This is a genomic window from Bradyrhizobium septentrionale, assembly GCF_011516645.4.
Lineage (GTDB): Bacteria > Pseudomonadota > Alphaproteobacteria > Rhizobiales > Xanthobacteraceae > Bradyrhizobium > Bradyrhizobium septentrionale.
Map to the genome: position 1 here is coordinate 1 of NZ_CP088286.1, position 22,168 is coordinate 22,168.

Here is a 22,168-nt window from a genome sequence, read left to right on the forward strand (position 1 = left end):
CGATTTTAGAGTAACTCTGCTCCGCAGACTTGGTCGCGCTTGGCCTTGCGCTGAATCCTGTATTTTCAACGGCATAGCAGGGGGGGGCCGCAGACTTGGTCGCGCTGCTCCGCAGACTTGGTCGCGGGGCGGGCGTTTCACCCGCAGACCTAGTCGCGCTGCTCCGCAGACTTAGTCACGGTTTTCCGCAGACTTGGTCGCGCCATATATAGAACAGAACACTACAGAACATTTTGCAGAACACTTTTTTCTTAAAACCTACCGAATCTCTGAACAGAGGTTTTTGAAAAATGGATTTGAAGGGAAGGGATCGAAACACCACTGCCTCGACCAGTGCTGTTGTTCAGCACACTACGGGCTGAACCGATGGCAGCCAAAAGAAGCTGGGAAGGGAAGCAGGAACTATGCGGGAAAGTGGGTGATGACGGAATGAGATAGGCGGCGTATCGAGGCGGGTGTCGAGCCTGCCAGAGCCTCACATGGGATGGTTCGTGTCTGGTAATTTTCTTACGCCACTGCCGATCGCTGGCAGTGCCATAGGGCGTCGATCGCACGGTGCCGCCTCTGCCGATCCGACCCCATTCGCGGATCACGGCCCATTCGCCGAACAAGGTGGGCTGTACGTCGAGTTTGTAAAACCGCGCCATCTTCTTGTCGGCGTCGATGCGCACCAGGTTGACCGCAGTCACGCCGTTAGCCTCGTGATGGTCATGCGGTTGACGTTGTAGCTTCGGGCGATCTCGGCGGGGGGTTCTCCGGCTTCGCGGCGAGCCAGAGCCTCGCGCTTCTGCTCGGGGGTGAGTTTAGGGGGGCGGCCCATATGCTGGCCCCGCGCCGTCGCCCTGGCGCGGCCTTCGGCTGTCCGGGTGCGGATCAGGTCGCGCTCCACGTCAGCCATGCCAGCCATCACGGCCAACATCATGCGGCCCGTGCTGGTGCCGGTGTCGGCCCAAGGTTCGGCGATCGAGCGAAACACGGCGCCGCCCTGGTTGATGCGCTGGACGATGGCGAACAGGTCGAACAGCGACCGCGCCAGGCGGTCGATGCGTGTGACCGTCACCACGTCGCCGGGCTCCAGCTTGCCGAGCATGCGCTGCAGCTCTTTGCGATCGACGCGGGCGCCGCTGGCGGTGTCCTTGAAGATCACGGCGCAGCCTGCGGCTTTCAACTGGGCCAGCTGCGCGTCGAGGGTCTGCCCGGTCGTGCTGACGCGGGCATATCCAATCAGGCGATTTTGGGCGCTACTTTTGCTCATATCTTTTGTGCATCGTAACCCCTTGCAAAAGCACGGGCAAGCAAAAAGCACAAAAGTCTTGAATTATGAGCATAGCCGTAATGTTGAGAGAAACCCAGCATATCAGCCGCAAGATGGTACAGAACATCTTTCGGGCATTCGACTTCGCACGGGCGTCGAGTATTCCCCTCAGACGGCGTTTGAACACATCCGCCACAAGTATCGTGACTGGCTTGCCCATCACGCTCGAAAGCTCGGCGTGAAGATACCGCCGCAATACGTTCAGCTTCGAGGCGCCCGGCGACCCTCATGTAAACTGGGCGCTGCGCGTGCCGCCCCGGCTTATCAAGGAATTTGAACGCAAGCTGCGTTCATGGGGTCAAAAAGGTGCAAGGGGAACCCGGCGACCACGACATCAACATCCAGCTCATCAAGGCCCGATGCCGCTTACAAAGCGTTGGCGAATTATCTCTGCAAAGGCTGTGATCCGGCCTTTATCGAGCATTTCTACCTGACCGAGCTGCGCGATCAGCATGGGCCGCAGGGTGCTTTCTGGGCAAGCGCGCCGGAGTCAGCCCTTCTCTCAACAAGGGCGCTCGGGAGGCCACTGGCTATAACCCCAAGCGGCGCACCCTGCCCTCGCGAATGGTGGCTTAACAGGCCAGAGAAGCCCCGTGACGCTGGTATATTTTCGAGGCCTCTCGTTTCTCGCCGCCAGCTAAAGGCGCTTCCAGCCGCCTCCCTGAGGCCGCCAGCTGGCCTTGCGGCGCAGCTGCCGAACACCCTAAAGTACCAACGGGGGCGAGCAAGACGCAGACACCCGGCGGCTGGGTTGTGACCGCCGGCGGCGAGACAGACGCGAAAACCGTCGAACCCGCGATCACCATTGGCGATGATGTCATCAATGCTCCGGAGATTTCGCTGCTCGTTCCCGTCGAGATGATCCCTGCGTTCCTGCCCCCGGTCCATGTGGTCGCCGAGGCAGAGGCTGTTCTTGCTGGCGCGGGCGCAAAGCGTAAGCCCACGAAAGAAACCGAAGGCCCCGGCTGCGCCGAAGCCTCCCCGCGTTACGAAGAAGCAGATCAGCGACGGTGCAGTCACCCGCGAGCAAGGCATCGTGGACGAGCTGTTCGGCGATCTGCGGCGCGCTAAGATCACCATCAGCGAAATTTGCGCGGCACCCAGAGATGCGACGCGCTGTCTTGGCTCCGCCCACAAAGCCTTGCGGGGCGGGCTTGAAGAAAAGGGGCCGCATCTCTGCGACCCCTTGCCGGTTGCAATCTTACTCGTACTGAAATGTCAGCCCCGGCGAACCCAACCTAGAGTTTTCCACGCCTAATGTTATCCCGATAAAATACGGCGTATGCGCAAGACAGCCAATCGGAGGCCACACGGGGCGGGCGATCATCGGGCTACTTCTGCGTGGGGCCGGTGTGATCCTTTGAGCTTTAGTGCCCGCCCTATTCGTGAGAGTGCGGCTTTTGGGCCCGATTGATGCGGCCGCACATTTTGTCTGACGAGGCGCACAGGATCGCCTTCGGCTTTTCGCCGCCTGACGACCGGTACTTTGCAACGCGCTTGAGGGATGGGTTGGGCGAACGGGGGGCGGACGCGCAGAGCGGCAAGATCGGGTAACTGTCCGGCGTCCAGATCCATCGCGATCACCTCGGCGAGTTCTGCTTCGCAGGCGCGCTCGTGAGCCAGCGCCAGAAGCTCGACCGTCACCTTGCAAGCGCGCCGGTCATCACCATGCTCCCGCAAGGTCTCGAACAGACGTTTGTAAGCTGCACGCGGGAAGAGTTGGTCGCGATAAACGAGATTGAGGAGCGCCATTGGCTTGCGCCGCAGGGCATGGATGACGTGCCGGTAATCCACAACATGACCGCCCTGGCGCTCGGACACAGGCCGACCGCGCCGCAGCGTCACGACCCTAAGGGGGGCCGCACAATGGACCCCCTTCGAGCTCAATCGTCCGCCACCGTCTTATCGAGAGTGCTCTTCAAGCTTTGCAGCGCTCCGTAAGCCCAAGCGCGATGTTGCTCGGCGGGATGGCCGTTATCGATGTCAAAGCCGAGAGCGGCTCCAATGTGCCATTTTGCGCTTCCGATTTTCTCGAGTGCGTAGGTGTTTCCCCCCCCGCCTCATTCGCGACAAAGCCGTGCAGATCTGAAAGTAGAAGCCGAGCGCCAGCGTACAGTCCCGCTCGTTCGCCTTCTGTCGCGGCGATGGCAGTCTGTTTCACAATCTCATCTAACTTGCGGACAGCGAGCGCCCAATCATTCATGAACAAGCATCCCGTCAGGTATATCGTACTACGCCACATCACTTAGCCTGGACAGCAGCAATCTCTTTGATGACGGCTAGAAAAGCCGCAATTGAAGATAATGTCAGGGCTGCGGTTATGGCGGACGCGACCAATATTAGGAATATTCTGAGTAGGATATCGACGCCGGTTGGGCCGCCTTCTCTCGCGGGTCCTAGATTGAACTGCGCTTGGTTGACGTATGCAAAAACGAACTGGTAGAGGGCGATGGCCCCGACTATTGCCAAGCCCCACATGTACCACTTCCCCGACATCTCAGCGATGAAGAACAGGAACGCGACCACGACGAAGTTGCGCAGGATATCCAGTACCCATTTTGCATATTCCTCGCCCAGCTTCCCGGCACGCATGCCATTCTCGTCAATGGACATAAACGGTAACTTCTTATTCTCAGCCATGTTTCCCCTCCGACTCGAGGCCTTCGCGAGAGTAGCAAAAAGTACTTCCTGCGAGAGCAATATGACTGGGATGCAGCGGAGAAGAAGCCCCGCCTTGTTAGCCCGTCCTATTCGTGAGAGTGCGTTTTTTTAGTCCGATTGATGTGGCCGCACATCTGCTCTGACGAGGCGCGCGGGATTACGCCTGCGGCCCCCCCCCCGCATGAACGGTGCGCGGGGATTAACAGGCGCCCGGCCCCTACGGAGTAGGGGGAATCCGATTTATGACGAAATCCGGGCGTGGGCGTGGGAAGACGGGATCAGCCTGAAAGCTTAAATCGGGAAATAGATGCTCATGGCTATTTTGTCAGGCTAGCCCAACCGCCGCGGCCGCCGGCGGGCACCCGGGTCGAGTTCGACAAGAAAGGCTGGAGGCATTAGATCATCGCTGCCTACCAAAAGCTAGACCACAGCTCAATCGTTGCCGTAGTCGGGCTCGTATTCGCGCTGGCGGGTTTCTGTCTTGATGCGATCGACGTTCAACCCAACCGCCTCGATGGAGTCGCGGCTTTCAAGATGCAGGTTGCAGTAAGGGCACAGGAATTCTTCCGCGACATAAGAAACATCGACCAACTCTTCATAGGGATCATCTTCGTTGTCATCCTCGGAGACCTCCTCGTCATATTTGACCCCCGCAAGGAACGACCGTGATTTGCATGCCGGGCATTCCGCTTCCCAAATGTCATCGGCGTGTTGTCTGAAACTGTTCCGCACGTTCCATAGGCCTATCGCGTCTGCCTTAGCGTCTGCTTCTTCGCGTTCCTTCCTCGGACGTGCGCCGAAGGCGTCAGCCGCCGTTTGCACGCGAACCTTCGCCGCTTGCTCAGTCGCATGCGTGTATTCGGCGAGCAATTCCTTGGGGGCCTTGGCCTTGTCGGCACCGAGCCAAGCTTCGATCGAACTGTCACTGGCCTCAAGAATGATTTCCGCTGTGTGCCAGTAGCGACCCTCCCAAGAGGACGCAATCACGCCCTCGAACGGAGCCTCACCCGAGTGCAGCTCGGCATTCTGCTTCTCGCTCATGTTGGTGCAGAATTTCTTCGTGCTTTCGTCAAACCGCTTCGATACATGTGCGAGCCGATCGAACACCGTCTTTGCGATGATGGTTTTGATATCCGTGTCTACGCTCCGTCCTGCCGCCGCAAACAACGAAGCCGAGCTGTTCGGGTCGGCCACAAGGCACGGGTGGATCTTTGCTAGAGCTGCCTTGCCAACCAATTCGAGTGCCAGTGATGCCCAGAGCTGGTATTCGCCCATCGACCGGGCCGCTTTGGCCGCCAGGGCGCGGCCGATATAGGTCTGTGACTTTCCCATCAGCGCATCCGCCGAAAGGGCTGTGGTCATAGCTGGCGCTTTGGGAGCCGGTTTCTTCATTGGACGCTCACCCGCAAAAGTTTCCTGTCGGACGATGCTTCAGACACCCCGAGACCGCGTCCGTGCAGCACATTCCAGTTATCAATGACGAGAACATCTCCCGTTCGCCAGTGCACAGGGGTGAAGCCAACCTCATTCGCACGATGTGCGATCAGCTTGACACTCGTCTCACTTTCGGAGCTCTGCGGCACCATGCAGCCCGCGTCAAACCGGATGAAGGGACGAGATCGGCTGCAAATGGTTGAATAGAATGACCGTCTGCCGTTTCGTACGAGGAAGGGCGCCGTTTCAAGCTGCGCTCGCTCTGATGTGCCGATCTGCAAGTCGCGAAACCGCATCAAGGTCGTGGGGACCGGGGACCTGCCTGGTGAAGCACACACCAGCACCACGAACCGGGGCGGCTGGAGCCGGTGCGCGCCGTCCGTGTGCATTGGGAATGATCCGAGACCGTGCACCACGCTCAGGGATTTCGCGTTCGCCCTAGCTGGCTCTGTCGGCATCAATGGCTCGATCTTCTGCCCGGCGCGGCCGGTTATCGGCTTACCGAGTAGCATCGCGATAGTTTCCGGCGCCGAGTGCATATCGTGGCCCACCTCGGTCACGGTTGATTTGAACCAACCGTCCTGCAAAACTCGGCCGGCAAGATTGAGCTGATCGATGGGTGTGGGATTGGCCTGCATGCCTCAAGCTTACACAACCTAACATCATCGTCGAGGTCAGATAGGAGCATCCGGCTTCGCCGATCAGGCTTTAGCTAGGCCAACTTTTGTATTTTCCAAGCAGCTTCAGCGTATCTTCTCGCAAGGATAGCGCTTGCTTCACTCGCATAACATCTGCAAGTTCGCTGTTGATGACGACCGCCCAGGCGATCGACGCCAATCTCCTCAGGGGGGCACGTGCGCCGTGACTAGCTGAGGACAAGACCAGCAGTCATGGGGCATCACGTTTATCGCTTCGCCGCGAGAGCACACGGCACGCAGCGAAAACTCAGTCGTCCTTGCCGAACAACCGCTCGCACTCGGGACAGAAAACCGGGGCTTGCTCAACGACTTCTTTGATCAGGTCAGTGAAATCCCGGCGAGACATCATCGACGGCAACTCAATCTCACCCTTCGTAATCCGTGCGTTCGCGATTTTGTATGCCTCCACGAGCAGTTCCTCGTCCGGGAACTCGCCCATGAAAACGTCCTTGTGCATTTCGCACCGCTCGCCCAGATCTGCAGCTATTGCCACTTCCTCCGCAACGCCGGTCATACCTTCACGCTGCAGCATCATTTCCTTAGCGGCACCCATATGGTTCACCCTTCAGAAAAGTTCCGTGCTCGGAACGTGGGAACCGCTATCGCCGGATGCCACCTATTCTTCGAAAAAAAATCCCTCGAATTGCGCTCCAAGCCGAAAGCGGACGAGCGAATGCGCAACACCCGCTTCAATAGGGTCTACGCGAATGAGATCAGCTTTCACCTATGCGCGCGCGGAACATATCGACAAGGCTGTGCACGACCCGCGTTGGATCGCGCCGATCCGGGAACACCCGGGCCAAATTGTCGGCCAAGCCGAGACGCCGCTCGGCCATCGCCAGAAGCATCACGCCCCCGTTCGAGGTCAGCCGACCGCCATCGAAGGCAGCTGTGACTTTCTTGGCGTGAACGGCTGGAAACGAGAAGGGCAGAATCGTATCATCGGTCATGGCGGGCCTGGCGTTCGCGGTTGAGGTGATGGGGTTGGCTTCGCAACCGAATCCTACGCCGCATCAGCGCTTTACACCACGCTCGCCAGCCTCTCAGGCGCACTCTGACGAATAAGACGGGCTAGCTCCATATGGAGCCGTTCAAGGGTGTTGATGGCCGGACGGGTGTGAGGGTCTTTCGTCGGTCTGCCGCGCATTGCCGCATCCTATCGAATATGATAGCTAACGGATATGAACCGTTTGACCGGAAGTCAAGGCCGGTCTATCGTATTTGTTAGCTCACGGAATCGATAGGAGATGCCATGGTCCTACCCAAGGCGGAAGAGGAATGGGGCCAGCGTGCGAGCGCCTTCCTCAAGGCGGAAATGAAGAAAGCGGACGTGACCTATGCTGAGTTGGTCAAGCGGCTGAAAAAGCACGGCCTGAAAGACGAGACCGAAGCCGGGATCACCATGAAGCTGAAACGGGGATCGTTTACGGCGATCTTCTTTCTTGCGTGCGTTGCTGCGCTGGAGCTTGAACAGGTGGTCTTGGAGGAAATCTAGGCGTTGACCTAAGCTCTCATTAGAAATTCGCTCCATCGAATTTGGACACGCGCAAAAGCCAGACGCCGCCGCGTCGGGCTGAATGCTAATATGCGTCGTGACCGGCAATCGGCGACTAAATGCAGGATAGATCGGAGCCGTCTGTATAGAATTGCTCATCGCCAGAAAAAGATTGTTGGGCGGAGAGCAATGGGCGCTTGGAACCATCGATGAACCGGAACCATTAGAATTGTTGGGTGCCTTCCCGCGCTGGGGCGTGCCCGGGGCGGTCCCGGTTTTTGCCCCCCAGCCCCGACCGGGACCGTTCACTTAAAAGGTGGCTTCAGCCAGACAAATTTAGCTTGTGGCGTTTGCGCCATAATACCGCATTTTTCGCCGGCAATCCCCCGCTTTCCCGGGCCAGTCGTCAGATGGATAGGGCAGACCGGCAGCCGCTTAGGAGGCCGCGCAGATTCGGTGGAAAAACGGGCGCCGGACTATTCACGCTCGCTACGTCCGCGACACCACATGCAGGTCGTTCGGATAGGTCTAGATCTGGCGAAGTATGTCTTCGAAGTTCACGGCGTCGAACAACCACGGGAAAGTCGTTGTGCGAAAGAGGTTGCGTCGCGATGATGGCCAGCTTTTTCGCCAGGTTACCGGCCTGCCTGGTCGGCATGGAGGCTTCCAACGGGGCGCGTTATTGGGCGCTCGCGTGCTCACGGAGCTTGGCCATCAGGTCCGACTGATCAGTTCGTGACGCCGACAAGCGGTAAGCGCGAAGCCGATACCCTGGCTTCAGAGTTAGAATGAATGTGCGAAGAAGCCTCCGGCTTGGAACGGAGGTTTGGATGGGATTGGACAGCAAAAAGGACGTCCATTTGGCCGGCTCACCGTTAGGGCCGGTGAGCCGGCTGGAGGTCCTCGAAGGACCGTCGGGGCGCCGTGTGCGTTCGGAGGCTGAGAGAGCCCGGATCGTCGCCGAGAGTCTGCTACCCGGTGCCCAGGTGTCCGAGGTGTCCGAGGTGGCGCGCAAGCACGGAGCGACGCGCTGGCAGATTTACGATTGGCGACCACGCTTTCGACAGCGAGGCATGTTGGCGCCGTGCGAGGTATCGCAGTCGACATTCGCACCGCTGGTCGTGGAAAGCTCTACAACAAATGCCCGTCACGAAAACATATCTGGACGGGCTCCTAGCTAGTATGCTGCTACAAAAGCCCCTTATGGCCGCGTTTTTCGAGGTATTCGCGCAATGCCTCGACGTAGACGTCGTGCTCTTTCCGCTCCTCATGAAAAGCGATTTCCTTAAATTTCCGCTTGGCCTTCGGGGGCAGGTACAACATCGCGCGCGCGGCCGAATTGGCCACGGTCTTGCGGGCAGGCTTCTTCGGAGCCTCTGCCCTCACCTTCGGCTGCTCGATGCTGGGCGCCTCGGCCGCCTGGGCCTGCTCGGGCTCGGCATTCAGCGGCACGATGTTGTCAGCCGGAACCGGCTGCGGCGCTGGCCGTGCCACTAGATGACTAAGCGCGTCGTTTCGCTTGTTCACTGGTCGCATCTCCTTGTTGTTTCCCCAGGCGCTTACGGCACCACGCCCAAAGCTCTTTGATTTCCTCGGCGGCCTTGCCGCCTGGTTCGTATTCGCTGGCGCCCTGCCCTAGCGCGTAGGCGTATTGGTGATCCATGCGGGCAGCCACGGCCTGCGGCACTACGGGGCCGTCATGCGCCAGGCTGGCCATGATCGCGGCCGTGATCTTGGCGGCCTTGTTGGGCGTGGCCTGGTTGATGATCAGGGCAAAGTCGCGCTTCATGCTGCGCAGGGCTTCCATGGTCGGCCGGGAAGCGTGCAGGTCGGGGCCTGCCGGGCGGATCGGGATCAGGCAAAGGTCGGCCGCCAACATGGCGCCGCGCGTGGCGTGGCTGTCCTCGCCCTTAGTGTCGATGATCACTAGGGTAAAGCCCCCCTGCCCTAGCCGCTCCAGGGCTTCGGTTAGGTTCGGCATCTGCTCATGGTTGACCACATTCGGGGTTTCGGCCGTCCTGGTGTCGTACCAGTTGACGATCGTCCCCTGGGGATCGAGGTCGATCAGGCAGACATTTTCGCCGGATTCTTGCGCCGCTACGGCCAAGTTTATGGCGAGCATGCTTTTGCCGGTGCCGCCCTTCTGATTGACAAAGCTGATGACGTTCATGGGGTTATCCTATGGCCGGTAGCAATGTGCAGCCATACTGTCGTAGCAATATATTAACATGCTGTTACAGCAGTGCAGCAGCATATTAGCATATTAGTACGGCGGCAGAATAGCAGCATACTAATATGCTGCTACGGCGCCACAGCGGTACGGGAAATCTGCGCAATGAGCGGGCGCCAGGCTAGGCGCGGATTCGGCCGTGGCATACTTTGAGGCGTGGCTGATTCGGAACCGACCAACGCCCTAACGCTCGTCGCCGTGGACGGCATCCGCGACGCCGACCTGTTGGCGAGCGTGGAAAAGGCGCGGGGCTCGATCGCCTACGAGTCATCCCTGCGGGTCTATCAAAGCATCCAGCGAGAGCGCGACGCCAAGGCTGCTCACGAGGGTGAGAAGCAAACCCGGCTGGCGAGCATGCCGCGCGAACAGCGGCGACGCTACGGGATCAGAGAAGTTTTTGAAAATTCGACGCCCACGGCCGCCGATGTGCGGCACCTGCACAGCGTGATTGCGATCTGCGGCATGCCTTATGAGCGGCAGCCAGTGGACGTGCGCGAGTTCGAGCGCGTCCAAGGCAACATGGCCCTCGATCTATCGGCTGGGTATCTCCGCAACGCGGAAGGCAAAAAGATCGTGCAGCCGCTGCCGTTCGGCCCCAAGGCTCGGCTTGTGATGATGCACCTGTGTTCCGAGGGTATCAGGCAGAAATCGCCAACCATCGACATTGCCGAGAGCCTGACCGGCTTCGTGCGCGATATGGGCTTTTCAGACAGCGGCGGCAAAAAGGGGCCGCTGACGGCATTCAAGGAACAGATAAACGCGCTGGCGGCCTGCACTATGAAAGTAAGCGTGTGGGACGGCGTGCGGGCGCGCACAAAATCGGTGACGCCATTCGATGAGGTTGACGTGTGGCTGGCTCCGCATCCTGACCAGCGCTCGTTGTGGCCTAGCACTGTGACCTTCAACGATACGTTTTTTGAGAGCCTGCAACGCCACGCACTGCCGGTGAATAGCCAGGCGGTGAGGGCCTTCGCTGGCTCCGCGCGCAAACTCGATTTGTATTTTTGGCTTGGTTACAAGCTCTACAACATTACCAAGCCGCTCAACATCAGCTGGAACGCCCTGGGCGAGCAATTCGGGCAGGGGTTCGGACGGCAACGCGATTTCCGATCGCGCATGGCCCTGGAGCTGGCGCACATCAAGGAAGTGTTCCCGAAGCTGCCGGTCAAGCTCGACGAAAACGGCATTCGGCTTGAGCCTGCCGGGCCTGACGTGCTGGCGTTGCCAGCGGTACGCTCCCGCAAAAAATAGCGATTTTAGAGTAACTCTGCTCCGCAGACTTGGTCGCGCTTGGCCTTGCGCTGAATCCTGTATTTTCAACGGCATAGCAGGGGGGGGCCGCAGACTTGGTCGCGCTGCTCCGCAGACTTGGTCGCGGGGCGGGCGTTTCACCCGCAGACCTAGTCGCGCTGCTCCGCAGACTTAGTCACGGTTTTCCGCAGACTTGGTCGCGCCATATATAGAACAGAACACTACAGAACATTTTGCAGAACACTTTTTTCTTAAAACCTACCGAATCTCTGAACAGAGGTTTTTGAAAAATGGATTTGAAGGGAAGGGATCGAAACACCACTGCCTCGACCAGTGCTGTTGTTCAGCACACTACGGGCTGAACCGATGGCAGCCAAAAGAAGCTGGGAAGGGAAGCAGGAACTATGCGGGAAAGTGGGTGATGACGGAATGAGATAGGCGGCGTATCGAGGCGGGTGTCGAGCCTGCCAGAGCCTCACATGGGATGGTTCGTGTCTGGTAATTTTCTTACGCCACTGCCGATCGCTGGCAGTGCCATAGGGCGTCGATCGCACGGTGCCGCCTCTGCCGATCCGACCCCATTCGCGGATCACGGCCCATTCGCCGAACAAGGTGGGCTGTACGTCGAGTTTGTAAAACCGCGCCATCTTCTTGTCGGCGTCGATGCGCACCAGGTTGACCGCAGTCACGCCGTTAGCCTCGTGATGGTCATGCGGTTGACGTTGTAGCTTCGGGCGATCTCGGCGGGGGGTTCTCCGGCTTCGCGGCGAGCCAGAGCCTCGCGCTTCTGCTCGGGGGTGAGTTTAGGGGGGCGGCCCATATGCTGGCCCCGCGCCGTCGCCCTGGCGCGGCCTTCGGCTGTCCGGGTGCGGATCAGGTCGCGCTCCACGTCAGCCATGCCAGCCATCACGGCCAACATCATGCGGCCCGTGCTGGTGCCGGTGTCGGCCCAAGGTTCGGCGATCGAGCGAAACACGGCGCCGCCCTGGTTGATGCGCTGGACGATGGCGAACAGGTCGAACAGCGACCGCGCCAGGCGGTCGATGCGTGTGACCGTCACCACGTCGCCGGGCTCCAGCTTGCCGAGCATGCGCTGCAGCTCTTTGCGATCGACGCGGGCGCCGCTGGCGGTGTCCTTGAAGATCACGGCGCAGCCTGCGGCTTTCAACTGGGCCAGCTGCGCGTCGAGGGTCTGCCCGGTCGTGCTGACGCGGGCATATCCAATCAGGCGATTTTGGGCGCTACTTTTGCTCATATCTTTTGTGCATCGTAACCCCTTGCAAAAGCACGGGCAAGCAAAAAGCACAAAAGTCTTGAATTATGAGCATAGCCGTAATGTTGAGAGAAACCCAGCATATCAGCCGCAAGATGGTACAGAACATCTTTCGGGCATTCGACTTCGCACGGGCGTCGAGTATTCCCCTCAGACGGCGTTTGAACACATCCGCCACAAGTATCGTGACTGGCTTGCCCATCACGCTCGAAAGCTCGGCGTGAAGATACCGCCGCAATACGTTCAGCTTCGAGGCGCCCGGCGACCCTCATGTAAACTGGGCGCTGCGCGTGCCGCCCCGGCTTATCAAGGAATTTGAACGCAAGCTGCGTTCATGGGGTCAAAAAGGTGCAAGGGGAACCCGGCGACCACGACATCAACATCCAGCTCATCAAGGCCCGATGCCGCTTACAAAGCGTTGGCGAATTATCTCTGCAAAGGCTGTGATCCGGCCTTTATCGAGCATTTCTACCTGACCGAGCTGCGCGATCAGCATGGGCCGCAGGGTGCTTTCTGGGCAAGCGCGCCGGAGTCAGCCCTTCTCTCAACAAGGGCGCTCGGGAGGCCACTGGCTATAACCCCAAGCGGCGCACCCTGCCCTCGCGAATGGTGGCTTAACAGGCCAGAGAAGCCCCGTGACGCTGGTATATTTTCGAGGCCTCTCGTTTCTCGCCGCCAGCTAAAGGCGCTTCCAGCCGCCTCCCTGAGGCCGCCAGCTGGCCTTGCGGCGCAGCTGCCGAACACCCTAAAGTACCAACGGGGGCGAGCAAGACGCAGACACCCGGCGGCTGGGTTGTGACCGCCGGCGGCGAGACAGACGCGAAAACCGTCGAACCCGCGATCACCATTGGCGATGATGTCATCAATGCTCCGGAGATTTCGCTGCTCGTTCCCGTCGAGATGATCCCTGCGTTCCTGCCCCCGGTCCATGTGGTCGCCGAGGCAGAGGCTGTTCTTGCTGGCGCGGGCGCAAAGCGTAAGCCCACGAAAGAAACCGAAGGCCCCGGCTGCGCCGAAGCCTCCCCGCGTTACGAAGAAGCAGATCAGCGACGGTGCAGTCACCCGCGAGCAAGGCATCGTGGACGAGCTGTTCGGCGATCTGCGGCGCGCTAAGATCACCATCAGCGAAATTTGCGCGGCACCCAGAGATGCGACGCGCTGTCTTGGCTCCGCCCACAAAGCCTTGCGGGGCGGGCTTGAAGAAAAGGGGCCGCATCTCTGCGACCCCTTGCCGGTTGCAATCTTACTCGTACTGAAATGTCAGCCCCGGCGAACCCAACCTAGAGTTTTCCACGCCTAATGTTATCCCGATAAAATACGGCGTATGCGCAAGACAGCCAATCGGAGGCCACACGGGGCGGGCGATCATCGGGCTACTTCTGCGTGGGGCCGGTGTGATCCTTTGAGCTTTAGTGCCCGCCCTATTCGTGAGAGTGCGGCTTTTGGGCCCGATTGATGCGGCCGCACATTTTGTCTGACGAGGCGCACAGGATCGCCTTCGGCTTTTCGCCGCCTGACGACCGGTACTTTGCAACGCGCTTGAGGGATGGGTTGGGCGAACGGGGGGCGGACGCGCAGAGCGGCAAGATCGGGTAACTGTCCGGCGTCCAGATCCATCGCGATCACCTCGGCGAGTTCTGCTTCGCAGGCGCGCTCGTGAGCCAGCGCCAGAAGCTCGACCGTCACCTTGCAAGCGCGCCGGTCATCACCATGCTCCCGCAAGGTCTCGAACAGACGTTTGTAAGCTGCACGCGGGAAGAGTTGGTCGCGATAAACGAGATTGAGGAGCGCCATTGGCTTGCGCCGCAGGGCATGGATGACGTGCCGGTAATCCACAACATGACCGCCCTGGCGCTCGGACACAGGCCGACCGCGCCGCAGCGTCACGACCCTAAGGGGGGCCGCACAATGGACCCCCTTCGAGCTCAATCGTCCGCCACCGTCTTATCGAGAGTGCTCTTCAAGCTTTGCAGCGCTCCGTAAGCCCAAGCGCGATGTTGCTCGGCGGGATGGCCGTTATCGATGTCAAAGCCGAGAGCGGCTCCAATGTGCCATTTTGCGCTTCCGATTTTCTCGAGTGCGTAGGTGTTTCCCCCCCCGCCTCATTCGCGACAAAGCCGTGCAGATCTGAAAGTAGAAGCCGAGCGCCAGCGTACAGTCCCGCTCGTTCGCCTTCTGTCGCGGCGATGGCAGTCTGTTTCACAATCTCATCTAACTTGCGGACAGCGAGCGCCCAATCATTCATGAACAAGCATCCCGTCAGGTATATCGTACTACGCCACATCACTTAGCCTGGACAGCAGCAATCTCTTTGATGACGGCTAGAAAAGCCGCAATTGAAGATAATGTCAGGGCTGCGGTTATGGCGGACGCGACCAATATTAGGAATATTCTGAGTAGGATATCGACGCCGGTTGGGCCGCCTTCTCTCGCGGGTCCTAGATTGAACTGCGCTTGGTTGACGTATGCAAAAACGAACTGGTAGAGGGCGATGGCCCCGACTATTGCCAAGCCCCACATGTACCACTTCCCCGACATCTCAGCGATGAAGAACAGGAACGCGACCACGACGAAGTTGCGCAGGATATCCAGTACCCATTTTGCATATTCCTCGCCCAGCTTCCCGGCACGCATGCCATTCTCGTCAATGGACATAAACGGTAACTTCTTATTCTCAGCCATGTTTCCCCTCCGACTCGAGGCCTTCGCGAGAGTAGCAAAAAGTACTTCCTGCGAGAGCAATATGACTGGGATGCAGCGGAGAAGAAGCCCCGCCTTGTTAGCCCGTCCTATTCGTGAGAGTGCGTTTTTTTAGTCCGATTGATGTGGCCGCACATCTGCTCTGACGAGGCGCGCGGGATTACGCCTGCGGCCCCCCCCCCGCATGAACGGTGCGCGGGGATTAACAGGCGCCCGGCCCCTACGGAGTAGGGGGAATCCGATTTATGACGAAATCCGGGCGTGGGCGTGGGAAGACGGGATCAGCCTGAAAGCTTAAATCGGGAAATAGATGCTCATGGCTATTTTGTCAGGCTAGCCCAACCGCCGCGGCCGCCGGCGGGCACCCGGGTCGAGTTCGACAAGAAAGGCTGGAGGCATTAGATCATCGCTGCCTACCAAAAGCTAGACCACAGCTCAATCGTTGCCGTAGTCGGGCTCGTATTCGCGCTGGCGGGTTTCTGTCTTGATGCGATCGACGTTCAACCCAACCGCCTCGATGGAGTCGCGGCTTTCAAGATGCAGGTTGCAGTAAGGGCACAGGAATTCTTCCGCGACATAAGAAACATCGACCAACTCTTCATAGGGATCATCTTCGTTGTCATCCTCGGAGACCTCCTCGTCATATTTGACCCCCGCAAGGAACGACCGTGATTTGCATGCCGGGCATTCCGCTTCCCAAATGTCATCGGCGTGTTGTCTGAAACTGTTCCGCACGTTCCATAGGCCTATCGCGTCTGCCTTAGCGTCTGCTTCTTCGCGTTCCTTCCTCGGACGTGCGCCGAAGGCGTCAGCCGCCGTTTGCACGCGAACCTTCGCCGCTTGCTCAGTCGCATGCGTGTATTCGGCGAGCAATTCCTTGGGGGCCTTGGCCTTGTCGGCACCGAGCCAAGCTTCGATCGAACTGTCACTGGCCTCAAGAATGATTTCCGCTGTGTGCCAGTAGCGACCCTCCCAAGAGGACGCAATCACGCCCTCGAACGGAGCCTCACCCGAGTGCAGCTCGGCATTCTGCTTCTCGCTCATGTTGGTGCAGAATTTCTTCGTGCTTTCGTCAAACCGCTTCGATACATGTGCGAGCCGATCGAACACCGTCTTTGCGATGATGGTTTTGATATCCGTGTCTACGCTCCGTCCTGCCGCCGCAAACAACGAAGCCGAGCTGTTCGGGTCGGCCACAAGGCACGGGTGGATCTTTGCTAGAGCTGCCTTGCCAACCAATTCGAGTGCCAGTGATGCCCAGAGCTGGTATTCGCCCATCGACCGGGCCGCTTTGGCCGCCAGGGCGCGGCCGATATAGGTCTGTGACTTTCCCATCAGCGCATCCGCCGAAAGGGCTGTGGTCATAGCTGGCGCTTTGGGAGCCGGTTTCTTCATTGGACGCTCACCCGCAAAAGTTTCCTGTCGGACGATGCTTCAGACACCCCGAGACCGCGTCCGTGCAGCACATTCCAGTTATCAATGACGAGAACATCTCCCGTTCGCCAGTGCACAGGGGTGAAGCCAACCTCATTCGCACGATGTGCGATCAGCTTGACACTCGTCTCACTTTCGGAGCTCTGCGGCACCATGCAGCCCGCGTCAAACCGGATGAAGGGACGAGATCGGCTGCAAATGGTTGAATAGAATGACCGTCTGCCGTTTCGTACGAGGAAGGGCGCCGTTTCAAGCTGCGCTCGCTCTGATGTGCCGATCTGCAAGTCGCGAAACCGCATCAAGGTCGTGGGGACCGGGGACCTGCCTGGTGAAGCACACACCAGCACCACGAACCGGGGCGGCTGGAGCCGGTGCGCGCCGTCCGTGTGCATTGGGAATGATCCGAGACCGTGCACCACGCTCAGGGATTTCGCGTTCGCCCTAGCTGGCTCTGTCGGCATCAATGGCTCGATCTTCTGCCCGGCGCGGCCGGTTATCGGCTTACCGAGTAGCATCGCGATAGTTTCCGGCGCCGAGTGCATATCGTGGCCCACCTCGGTCACGGTTGATTTGAACCAACCGTCCTGCAAAACTCGGCCGGCAAGATTGAGCTGATCGATGGGTGTGGGATTGGCCTGCATGCCTCAAGCTTACACAACCTAACATCATCGTCGAGGTCAGATAGGAGCATCCGGCTTCGCCGATCAGGCTTTAGCTAGGCCAACTTTTGTATTTTCCAAGCAGCTTCAGCGTATCTTCTCGCAAGGATAGCGCTTGCTTCACTCGCATAACATCTGCAAGTTCGCTGTTGATGACGACCGCCCAGGCGATCGACGCCAATCTCCTCAGGGGGGCACGTGCGCCGTGACTAGCTGAGGACAAGACCAGCAGTCATGGGGCATCACGTTTATCGCTTCGCCGCGAGAGCACACGGCACGCAGCGAAAACTCAGTCGTCCTTGCCGAACAACCGCTCGCACTCGGGACAGAAAACCGGGGCTTGCTCAACGACTTCTTTGATCAGGTCAGTGAAATCCCGGCGAGACATCATCGACGGCAACTCAATCTCACCCTTCGTAATCCGTGCGTTCGCGATTTTGTATGCCTCCACGAGCAGTTCCTCGTCCGGGAACTCGCCCATGAAAACGTCCTTGTGCATTTCGCACCGCTCGCCCAGATCTGCAGCTATTGCCACTTCCTCCGCAACGCCGGTCATACCTTCACGCTGCAGCATCATTTCCTTAGCGGCACCCATATGGTTCACCCTTCAGAAAAGTTCCGTGCTCGGAACGTGGGAACCGCTATCGCCGGATGCCACCTATTCTTCGAAAAAAAATCCCTCGAATTGCGCTCCAAGCCGAAAGCGGACGAGCGAATGCGCAACACCCGCTTCAATAGGGTCTACGCGAATGAGATCAGCTTTCACCTATGCGCGCGCGGAACATATCGACAAGGCTGTGCACGACCCGCGTTGGATCGCGCCGATCCGGGAACACCCGGGCCAAATTGTCGGCCAAGCCGAGACGCCGCTCGGCCATCGCCAGAAGCATCACGCCCCCGTTCGAGGTCAGCCGACCGCCATCGAAGGCAGCTGTGACTTTCTTGGCGTGAACGGCTGGAAACGAGAAGGGCAGAATCGTATCATCGGTCATGGCGGGCCTGGCGTTCGCGGTTGAGGTGATGGGGTTGGCTTCGCAACCGAATCCTACGCCGCATCAGCGCTTTACACCACGCTCGCCAGCCTCTCAGGCGCACTCTGACGAATAAGACGGGCTAGCTCCATATGGAGCCGTTCAAGGGTGTTGATGGCCGGACGGGTGTGAGGGTCTTTCGTCGGTCTGCCGCGCATTGCCGCATCCTATCGAATATGATAGCTAACGGATATGAACCGTTTGACCGGAAGTCAAGGCCGGTCTATCGTATTTGTTAGCTCACGGAATCGATAGGAGATGCCATGGTCCTACCCAAGGCGGAAGAGGAATGGGGCCAGCGTGCGAGCGCCTTCCTCAAGGCGGAAATGAAGAAAGCGGACGTGACCTATGCTGAGTTGGTCAAGCGGCTGAAAAAGCACGGCCTGAAAGACGAGACCGAAGCCGGGATCACCATGAAGCTGAAACGGGGATCGTTTACGGCGATCTTCTTTCTTGCGTGCGTTGCTGCGCTGGAGCTTGAACAGGTGGTCTTGGAGGAAATCTAGGCGTTGACCTAAGCTCTCATTAGAAATTCGCTCCATCGAATTTGGACACGCGCAAAAGCCAGACGCCGCCGCGTCGGGCTGAATGCTAATATGCGTCGTGACCGGCAATCGGCGACTAAATGCAGGATAGATCGGAGCCGTCTGTATAGAATTGCTCATCGCCAGAAAAAGATTGTTGGGCGGAGAGCAATGGGCGCTTGGAACCATCGATGAACCGGAACCATTAGAATTGTTGGGTGCCTTCCCGCGCTGGGGCGTGCCCGGGGCGGTCCCGGTTTTTGCCCCCCAGCCCCGACCGGGACCGTTCACTTAAAAGGTGGCTTCAGCCAGACAAATTTAGCTTGTGGCGTTTGCGCCATAATACCGCATTTTTCGCCGGCAATCCCCCGCTTTCCCGGGCCAGTCGTCAGATGGATAGGGCAGACCGGCAGCCGCTTAGGAGGCCGCGCAGATTCGGTGGAAAAACGGGCGCCGGACTATTCACGCTCGCTACGTCCGCGACACCACATGCAGGTCGTTCGGATAGGTCTAGATCTGGCGAAGTATGTCTTCGAAGTTCACGGCGTCGAACAACCACGGGAAAGTCGTTGTGCGAAAGAGGTTGCGTCGCGATGATGGCCAGCTTTTTCGCCAGGTTACCGGCCTGCCTGGTCGGCATGGAGGCTTCCAACGGGGCGCGTTATTGGGCGCTCGCGTGCTCACGGAGCTTGGCCATCAGGTCCGACTGATCAGTTCGTGACGCCGACAAGCGGTAAGCGCGAAGCCGATACCCTGGCTTCAGAGTTAGAATGAATGTGCGAAGAAGCCTCCGGCTTGGAACGGAGGTTTGGATGGGATTGGACAGCAAAAAGGACGTCCATTTGGCCGGCTCACCGTTAGGGCCGGTGAGCCGGCTGGAGGTCCTCGAAGGACCGTCGGGGCGCCGTGTGCGTTCGGAGGCTGAGAGAGCCCGGATCGTCGCCGAGAGTCTGCTACCCGGTGCCCAGGTGTCCGAGGTGTCCGAGGTGGCGCGCAAGCACGGAGCGACGCGCTGGCAGATTTACGATTGGCGACCACGCTTTCGACAGCGAGGCATGTTGGCGCCGTGCGAGGTATCGCAGTCGACATTCGCACCGCTGGTCGTGGAAAGCTCTACAACAAATGCCCGTCACGAAAACATATCTGGACGGGCTCCTAGCTAGTATGCTGCTACAAAAGCCCCTTATGGCCGCGTTTTTCGAGGTATTCGCGCAATGCCTCGACGTAGACGTCGTGCTCTTTCCGCTCCTCATGAAAAGCGATTTCCTTAAATTTCCGCTTGGCCTTCGGGGGCAGGTACAACATCGCGCGCGCGGCCGAATTGGCCACGGTCTTGCGGGCAGGCTTCTTCGGAGCCTCTGCCCTCACCTTCGGCTGCTCGATGCTGGGCGCCTCGGCCGCCTGGGCCTGCTCGGGCTCGGCATTCAGCGGCACGATGTTGTCAGCCGGAACCGGCTGCGGCGCTGGCCGTGCCACTAGATGACTAAGCGCGTCGTTTCGCTTGTTCACTGGTCGCATCTCCTTGTTGTTTCCCCAGGCGCTTACGGCACCACGCCCAAAGCTCTTTGATTTCCTCGGCGGCCTTGCCGCCTGGTTCGTATTCGCTGGCGCCCTGCCCTAGCGCGTAGGCGTATTGGTGATCCATGCGGGCAGCCACGGCCTGCGGCACTACGGGGCCGTCATGCGCCAGGCTGGCCATGATCGCGGCCGTGATCTTGGCGGCCTTGTTGGGCGTGGCCTGGTTGATGATCAGGGCAAAGTCGCGCTTCATGCTGCGCAGGGCTTCCATGGTCGGCCGGGAAGCGTGCAGGTCGGGGCCTGCCGGGCGGATCGGGATCAGGCAAAGGTCGGCCGCCAACATGGCGCCGCGCGTGGCGTGGCTGTCCTCGCCCTTAGTGTCGATGATCACTAGGGTAAAGCCCCCCTGCCCTAGCCGCTCCAGGGCTTCGGTTAGGTTCGGCATCTGCTCATGGTTGACCACATTCGGGGTTTCGGCCGTCCTGGTGTCGTACCAGTTGACGATCGTCCCCTGGGGATCGAGGTCGATCAGGCAGACATTTTCGCCGGATTCTTGCGCCGCTACGGCCAAGTTTATGGCGAGCATGCTTTTGCCGGTGCCGCCCTTCTGATTGACAAAGCTGATGACGTTCATGGGGTTATCCTATGGCCGGTAGCAATGTGCAGCCATACTGTCGTAGCAATATATTAACATGCTGTTACAGCAGTGCAGCAGCATATTAGCATATTAGTACGGCGGCAGAATAGCAGCATACTAATATGCTGCTACGGCGCCACAGCGGTACGGGAAATCTGCGCAATGAGCGGGCGCCAGGCTAGGCGCGGATTCGGCCGTGGCATACTTTGAGGCGTGGCTGATTCGGAACCGACCAACGCCCTAACGCTCGTCGCCGTGGACGGCATCCGCGACGCCGACCTGTTGGCGAGCGTGGAAAAGGCGCGGGGCTCGATCGCCTACGAGTCATCCCTGCGGGTCTATCAAAGCATCCAGCGAGAGCGCGACGCCAAGGCTGCTCACGAGGGTGAGAAGCAAACCCGGCTGGCGAGCATGCCGCGCGAACAGCGGCGACGCTACGGGATCAGAGAAGTTTTTGAAAATTCGACGCCCACGGCCGCCGATGTGCGGCACCTGCACAGCGTGATTGCGATCTGCGGCATGCCTTATGAGCGGCAGCCAGTGGACGTGCGCGAGTTCGAGCGCGTCCAAGGCAACATGGCCCTCGATCTATCGGCTGGGTATCTCCGCAACGCGGAAGGCAAAAAGATCGTGCAGCCGCTGCCGTTCGGCCCCAAGGCTCGGCTTGTGATGATGCACCTGTGTTCCGAGGGTATCAGGCAGAAATCGCCAACCATCGACATTGCCGAGAGCCTGACCGGCTTCGTGCGCGATATGGGCTTTTCAGACAGCGGCGGCAAAAAGGGGCCGCTGACGGCATTCAAGGAACAGATAAACGCGCTGGCGGCCTGCACTATGAAAGTAAGCGTGTGGGACGGCGTGCGGGCGCGCACAAAATCGGTGACGCCATTCGATGAGGTTGACGTGTGGCTGGCTCCGCATCCTGACCAGCGCTCGTTGTGGCCTAGCACTGTGACCTTCAACGATACGTTTTTTGAGAGCCTGCAACGCCACGCACTGCCGGTGAATAGCCAGGCGGTGAGGGCCTTCGCTGGCTCCGCGCGCAAACTCGATTTGTATTTTTGGCTTGGTTACAAGCTCTACAACATTACCAAGCCGCTCAACATCAGCTGGAACGCCCTGGGCGAGCAATTCGGGCAGGGGTTCGGACGGCAACGCGATTTCCGATCGCGCATGGCCCTGGAGCTGGCGCACATCAAGGAAGTGTTCCCGAAGCTGCCGGTCAAGCTCGACGAAAACGGCATTCGGCTTGAGCCTGCCGGGCCTGACGTGCTGGCGTTGCCAGCGGTACGCTCCCGCAAAAAATAG

The 22,168-nt window shown here is 59.2% G+C and carries 22 protein-coding genes and 6 pseudogenes; 8 read left to right on the top strand and 20 right to left on the bottom strand.

From position 1 onward, the window contains the following. Window positions 1-251: 251 nt before the first annotated feature. The 8 genes and pseudogenes from HAP48_RS50355 to HAP48_RS49170 all read right to left on the bottom strand — a co-directional run. Window positions 252-689: a WGR domain-containing protein gene (locus HAP48_RS50355; RefSeq protein ID WP_275949213.1), complete on the bottom strand. Its 438-nt coding sequence runs from the start codon at window positions 687-689 to the stop codon at window positions 252-254. Then, complete coding sequence (locus HAP48_RS49140) at window positions 686-1,255, bottom strand: recombinase family protein (protein WP_224497347.1); 570 nt, start codon at window positions 1,253-1,255, stop codon at window positions 686-688. The genes HAP48_RS50355 and HAP48_RS49140 overlap by 4 nt, the downstream gene beginning before the upstream one ends. Before the next feature lie 1,590 nt (window positions 1,256-2,845). Then, window positions 2,846-3,163: pseudogene (locus tag HAP48_RS49145) on the bottom strand (IS21 family transposase); the annotation flags it as partial. A gap of 393 nt (window positions 3,164-3,556) precedes the next feature. Beyond that, window positions 3,557-3,955 carry a hypothetical protein gene (locus tag HAP48_RS49150; RefSeq protein WP_224497346.1) on the bottom strand — a complete coding sequence of 133 codons (399 nt, stop codon included), beginning with the start codon at window positions 3,953-3,955 and terminating at the stop codon, window positions 3,557-3,559. Window positions 3,956-4,408: 453 nt separating this feature from the next. Next, window positions 4,409-5,368: a hypothetical protein gene (locus HAP48_RS49155; RefSeq protein ID WP_224497345.1), complete on the bottom strand. Its 960-nt coding sequence runs from the start codon at window positions 5,366-5,368 to the stop codon at window positions 4,409-4,411. Then, entirely contained in the window at window positions 5,365-6,048 is a 684-nt protein-coding gene (locus HAP48_RS49160) for a Fe(II)-2OG oxygenase family protein (protein ID WP_224497344.1), read from the bottom strand. Before HAP48_RS49160 ends, HAP48_RS49155 begins: the two co-directional genes overlap by 4 nt. 307 nt (window positions 6,049-6,355) lie before the next feature. Then, window positions 6,356-6,661: a hypothetical protein gene (locus tag HAP48_RS49165; RefSeq protein WP_224497343.1), complete on the bottom strand. Its 306-nt coding sequence runs from the start codon at window positions 6,659-6,661 to the stop codon at window positions 6,356-6,358. A 172-nt stretch (window positions 6,662-6,833) separates the two neighbouring features. After that, window positions 6,834-7,058 (bottom strand): annotated as a pseudogene (locus tag HAP48_RS49170) (transposase); the annotation flags it as partial. A 302-nt stretch (window positions 7,059-7,360) separates the two neighbouring features. Between HAP48_RS49170 and HAP48_RS49175 the strand changes: the two are divergent. The 3 genes and pseudogenes from HAP48_RS49175 (at window position 7,361) to HAP48_RS49180 (ending at window position 8,784) form a co-directional block, all read left to right on the top strand. After that, the gene (locus HAP48_RS49175; RefSeq protein WP_224497342.1) at window positions 7,361-7,603 is read left to right on the top strand and encodes a DUF6471 domain-containing protein; all 243 of its coding nucleotides are present in this window, start codon (window positions 7,361-7,363) and stop codon (window positions 7,601-7,603) included. Between the two features lie 507 nt (window positions 7,604-8,110). After that, window positions 8,111-8,336 (top strand): annotated as a pseudogene (locus tag HAP48_RS51100) (IS110 family transposase); the annotation flags it as partial. Between the two features lie 97 nt (window positions 8,337-8,433). Beyond that, window positions 8,434-8,784, top strand: coding sequence for a transposase (locus tag HAP48_RS49180; RefSeq protein WP_224497351.1), 351 nt, complete (start codon window positions 8,434-8,436; stop codon window positions 8,782-8,784). A gap of 7 nt (window positions 8,785-8,791) precedes the next feature. Here the strand turns inward: HAP48_RS49180 and HAP48_RS49185 are convergent, their stop codons facing one another. Together HAP48_RS49185 and HAP48_RS49190 are read right to left on the bottom strand one after the other, a co-directional pair. Then, window positions 8,792-9,130, bottom strand: a complete 339-nt coding sequence (locus HAP48_RS49185) for a hypothetical protein (protein ID WP_224497350.1) — start codon at window positions 9,128-9,130, stop codon at window positions 8,792-8,794. Beyond that, window positions 9,105-9,773, bottom strand: coding sequence for a ParA family protein (locus tag HAP48_RS49190; protein WP_224497349.1), 669 nt, complete (start codon window positions 9,771-9,773; stop codon window positions 9,105-9,107). Before HAP48_RS49190 ends, HAP48_RS49185 begins: the two co-directional genes overlap by 26 nt. 216 nt (window positions 9,774-9,989) lie before the next feature. Between HAP48_RS49190 and HAP48_RS49195 the strand changes: the two genes are divergently transcribed. Further along, entirely contained in the window at window positions 9,990-11,084 is a 1,095-nt protein-coding gene (locus HAP48_RS49195; RefSeq protein ID WP_224497348.1) for a replication protein RepA, read from the top strand. A 251-nt stretch (window positions 11,085-11,335) separates the two neighbouring features. On the opposite strand, the gene HAP48_RS50360 is transcribed toward HAP48_RS49195, so the two are convergent. The 8 genes and pseudogenes from HAP48_RS50360 to HAP48_RS49235 all read right to left on the bottom strand — a co-directional run. After that, window positions 11,336-11,773 (bottom strand): WGR domain-containing protein, encoded by a 438-nt coding sequence (locus tag HAP48_RS50360; RefSeq protein WP_275949213.1) that lies wholly within the window; start codon window positions 11,771-11,773, stop codon window positions 11,336-11,338. Then, window positions 11,770-12,339 (bottom strand): recombinase family protein, encoded by a 570-nt coding sequence (locus tag HAP48_RS49205; RefSeq protein WP_224497347.1) that lies wholly within the window; start codon window positions 12,337-12,339, stop codon window positions 11,770-11,772. The genes HAP48_RS50360 and HAP48_RS49205 overlap by 4 nt, the downstream gene beginning before the upstream one ends. Window positions 12,340-13,929: 1,590 nt before the next feature. Beyond that, window positions 13,930-14,247: pseudogene (locus tag HAP48_RS49210) on the bottom strand (IS21 family transposase); the annotation flags it as partial. Window positions 14,248-14,640: 393 nt separating this feature from the next. Beyond that, window positions 14,641-15,039 carry a hypothetical protein gene (locus tag HAP48_RS49215; RefSeq protein WP_224497346.1) on the bottom strand — a complete coding sequence of 133 codons (399 nt, stop codon included), beginning with the start codon at window positions 15,037-15,039 and terminating at the stop codon, window positions 14,641-14,643. A 453-nt stretch (window positions 15,040-15,492) separates the two neighbouring features. Continuing rightward, complete coding sequence (locus HAP48_RS49220) at window positions 15,493-16,452, bottom strand: hypothetical protein (RefSeq protein WP_224497345.1); 960 nt, start codon at window positions 16,450-16,452, stop codon at window positions 15,493-15,495. Next, window positions 16,449-17,132 (bottom strand): Fe(II)-2OG oxygenase family protein, encoded by a 684-nt coding sequence (locus HAP48_RS49225; RefSeq protein WP_224497344.1) that lies wholly within the window; start codon window positions 17,130-17,132, stop codon window positions 16,449-16,451. Before HAP48_RS49225 ends, HAP48_RS49220 begins: the two co-directional genes overlap by 4 nt. Window positions 17,133-17,439: 307 nt before the next feature. Continuing rightward, window positions 17,440-17,745 (bottom strand): hypothetical protein, encoded by a 306-nt coding sequence (locus HAP48_RS49230; RefSeq protein WP_224497343.1) that lies wholly within the window; start codon window positions 17,743-17,745, stop codon window positions 17,440-17,442. Between the two features lie 172 nt (window positions 17,746-17,917). Then, window positions 17,918-18,142 (bottom strand): annotated as a pseudogene (locus HAP48_RS49235) (transposase); the annotation flags it as partial. A 302-nt stretch (window positions 18,143-18,444) separates the two neighbouring features. On the opposite strand from HAP48_RS49235, the gene HAP48_RS49240 reads away from it, so the two are divergent. The 3 genes and pseudogenes from HAP48_RS49240 (at window position 18,445) to HAP48_RS49245 (ending at window position 19,868) form a co-directional block, all read left to right on the top strand. After that, window positions 18,445-18,687: a DUF6471 domain-containing protein gene (locus tag HAP48_RS49240; RefSeq protein WP_224497342.1), complete on the top strand. Its 243-nt coding sequence runs from the start codon at window positions 18,445-18,447 to the stop codon at window positions 18,685-18,687. A gap of 507 nt (window positions 18,688-19,194) precedes the next feature. Beyond that, window positions 19,195-19,420 (top strand): annotated as a pseudogene (locus HAP48_RS51105) (IS110 family transposase); the annotation flags it as partial. 97 nt (window positions 19,421-19,517) lie between these two features. Continuing rightward, entirely contained in the window at window positions 19,518-19,868 is a 351-nt protein-coding gene (locus tag HAP48_RS49245) for a transposase (protein ID WP_224497351.1), read from the top strand. A gap of 7 nt (window positions 19,869-19,875) precedes the next feature. On the opposite strand, the gene HAP48_RS49250 is transcribed toward HAP48_RS49245, so the two are convergent. Both HAP48_RS49250 and HAP48_RS49255 read right to left on the bottom strand, forming a co-directional pair. Beyond that, on the bottom strand, window positions 19,876-20,214 hold the full coding sequence (locus tag HAP48_RS49250; protein WP_224497350.1) for a hypothetical protein: 339 nt from the start codon (window positions 20,212-20,214) through the stop codon (window positions 19,876-19,878). Beyond that, on the bottom strand, window positions 20,189-20,857 hold the full coding sequence (locus HAP48_RS49255; protein ID WP_224497349.1) for a ParA family protein: 669 nt from the start codon (window positions 20,855-20,857) through the stop codon (window positions 20,189-20,191). The genes HAP48_RS49250 and HAP48_RS49255 overlap by 26 nt, the downstream gene beginning before the upstream one ends. 216 nt (window positions 20,858-21,073) lie before the next feature. Here HAP48_RS49255 and HAP48_RS49260 point away from each other — a divergent pair, with 216 nt between their 5' ends. Next, complete coding sequence (locus HAP48_RS49260; protein ID WP_224497348.1) at window positions 21,074-22,168, top strand: replication protein RepA; 1,095 nt, start codon at window positions 21,074-21,076, stop codon at window positions 22,166-22,168.

Bases quoted from the DNA above. Each gene is read 5' to 3' on its own strand.
- HAP48_RS49190 (WP_224497349.1), bottom strand. From the start codon at position 9,773: ATGAACGTCATCAGCTTTGTCAATCAGAAGGGCGGCACCGGCAAAAGC.
- HAP48_RS49180 (WP_224497351.1), top strand. From the start codon at position 8,434: ATGGGATTGGACAGCAAAAAGGACGTCCATTTGGCCGGCTCACCGTTA.
- HAP48_RS49220 (WP_224497345.1), bottom strand. From the start codon at position 16,452: ATGAAGAAACCGGCTCCCAAAGCGCCAGCTATGACCACAGCCCTTTCG.
- HAP48_RS49175 (WP_224497342.1), top strand. From the start codon at position 7,361: ATGGTCCTACCCAAGGCGGAAGAGGAATGGGGCCAGCGTGCGAGCGCC.
- HAP48_RS49230 (WP_224497343.1), bottom strand. From the start codon at position 17,745: ATGGGTGCCGCTAAGGAAATGATGCTGCAGCGTGAAGGTATGACCGGC.
- HAP48_RS49140 (WP_224497347.1), bottom strand. From the start codon at position 1,255: ATGAGCAAAAGTAGCGCCCAAAATCGCCTGATTGGATATGCCCGCGTC.
- HAP48_RS49155 (WP_224497345.1), bottom strand. From the start codon at position 5,368: ATGAAGAAACCGGCTCCCAAAGCGCCAGCTATGACCACAGCCCTTTCG.
- HAP48_RS49215 (WP_224497346.1), bottom strand. From the start codon at position 15,039: ATGGCTGAGAATAAGAAGTTACCGTTTATGTCCATTGACGAGAATGGC.
- HAP48_RS49205 (WP_224497347.1), bottom strand. From the start codon at position 12,339: ATGAGCAAAAGTAGCGCCCAAAATCGCCTGATTGGATATGCCCGCGTC.
- HAP48_RS49165 (WP_224497343.1), bottom strand. From the start codon at position 6,661: ATGGGTGCCGCTAAGGAAATGATGCTGCAGCGTGAAGGTATGACCGGC.
- HAP48_RS49240 (WP_224497342.1), top strand. From the start codon at position 18,445: ATGGTCCTACCCAAGGCGGAAGAGGAATGGGGCCAGCGTGCGAGCGCC.
- HAP48_RS49160 (WP_224497344.1), bottom strand. From the start codon at position 6,048: ATGCAGGCCAATCCCACACCCATCGATCAGCTCAATCTTGCCGGCCGA.
- HAP48_RS49255 (WP_224497349.1), bottom strand. From the start codon at position 20,857: ATGAACGTCATCAGCTTTGTCAATCAGAAGGGCGGCACCGGCAAAAGC.
- HAP48_RS49245 (WP_224497351.1), top strand. From the start codon at position 19,518: ATGGGATTGGACAGCAAAAAGGACGTCCATTTGGCCGGCTCACCGTTA.
- HAP48_RS49150 (WP_224497346.1), bottom strand. From the start codon at position 3,955: ATGGCTGAGAATAAGAAGTTACCGTTTATGTCCATTGACGAGAATGGC.
- HAP48_RS49225 (WP_224497344.1), bottom strand. From the start codon at position 17,132: ATGCAGGCCAATCCCACACCCATCGATCAGCTCAATCTTGCCGGCCGA.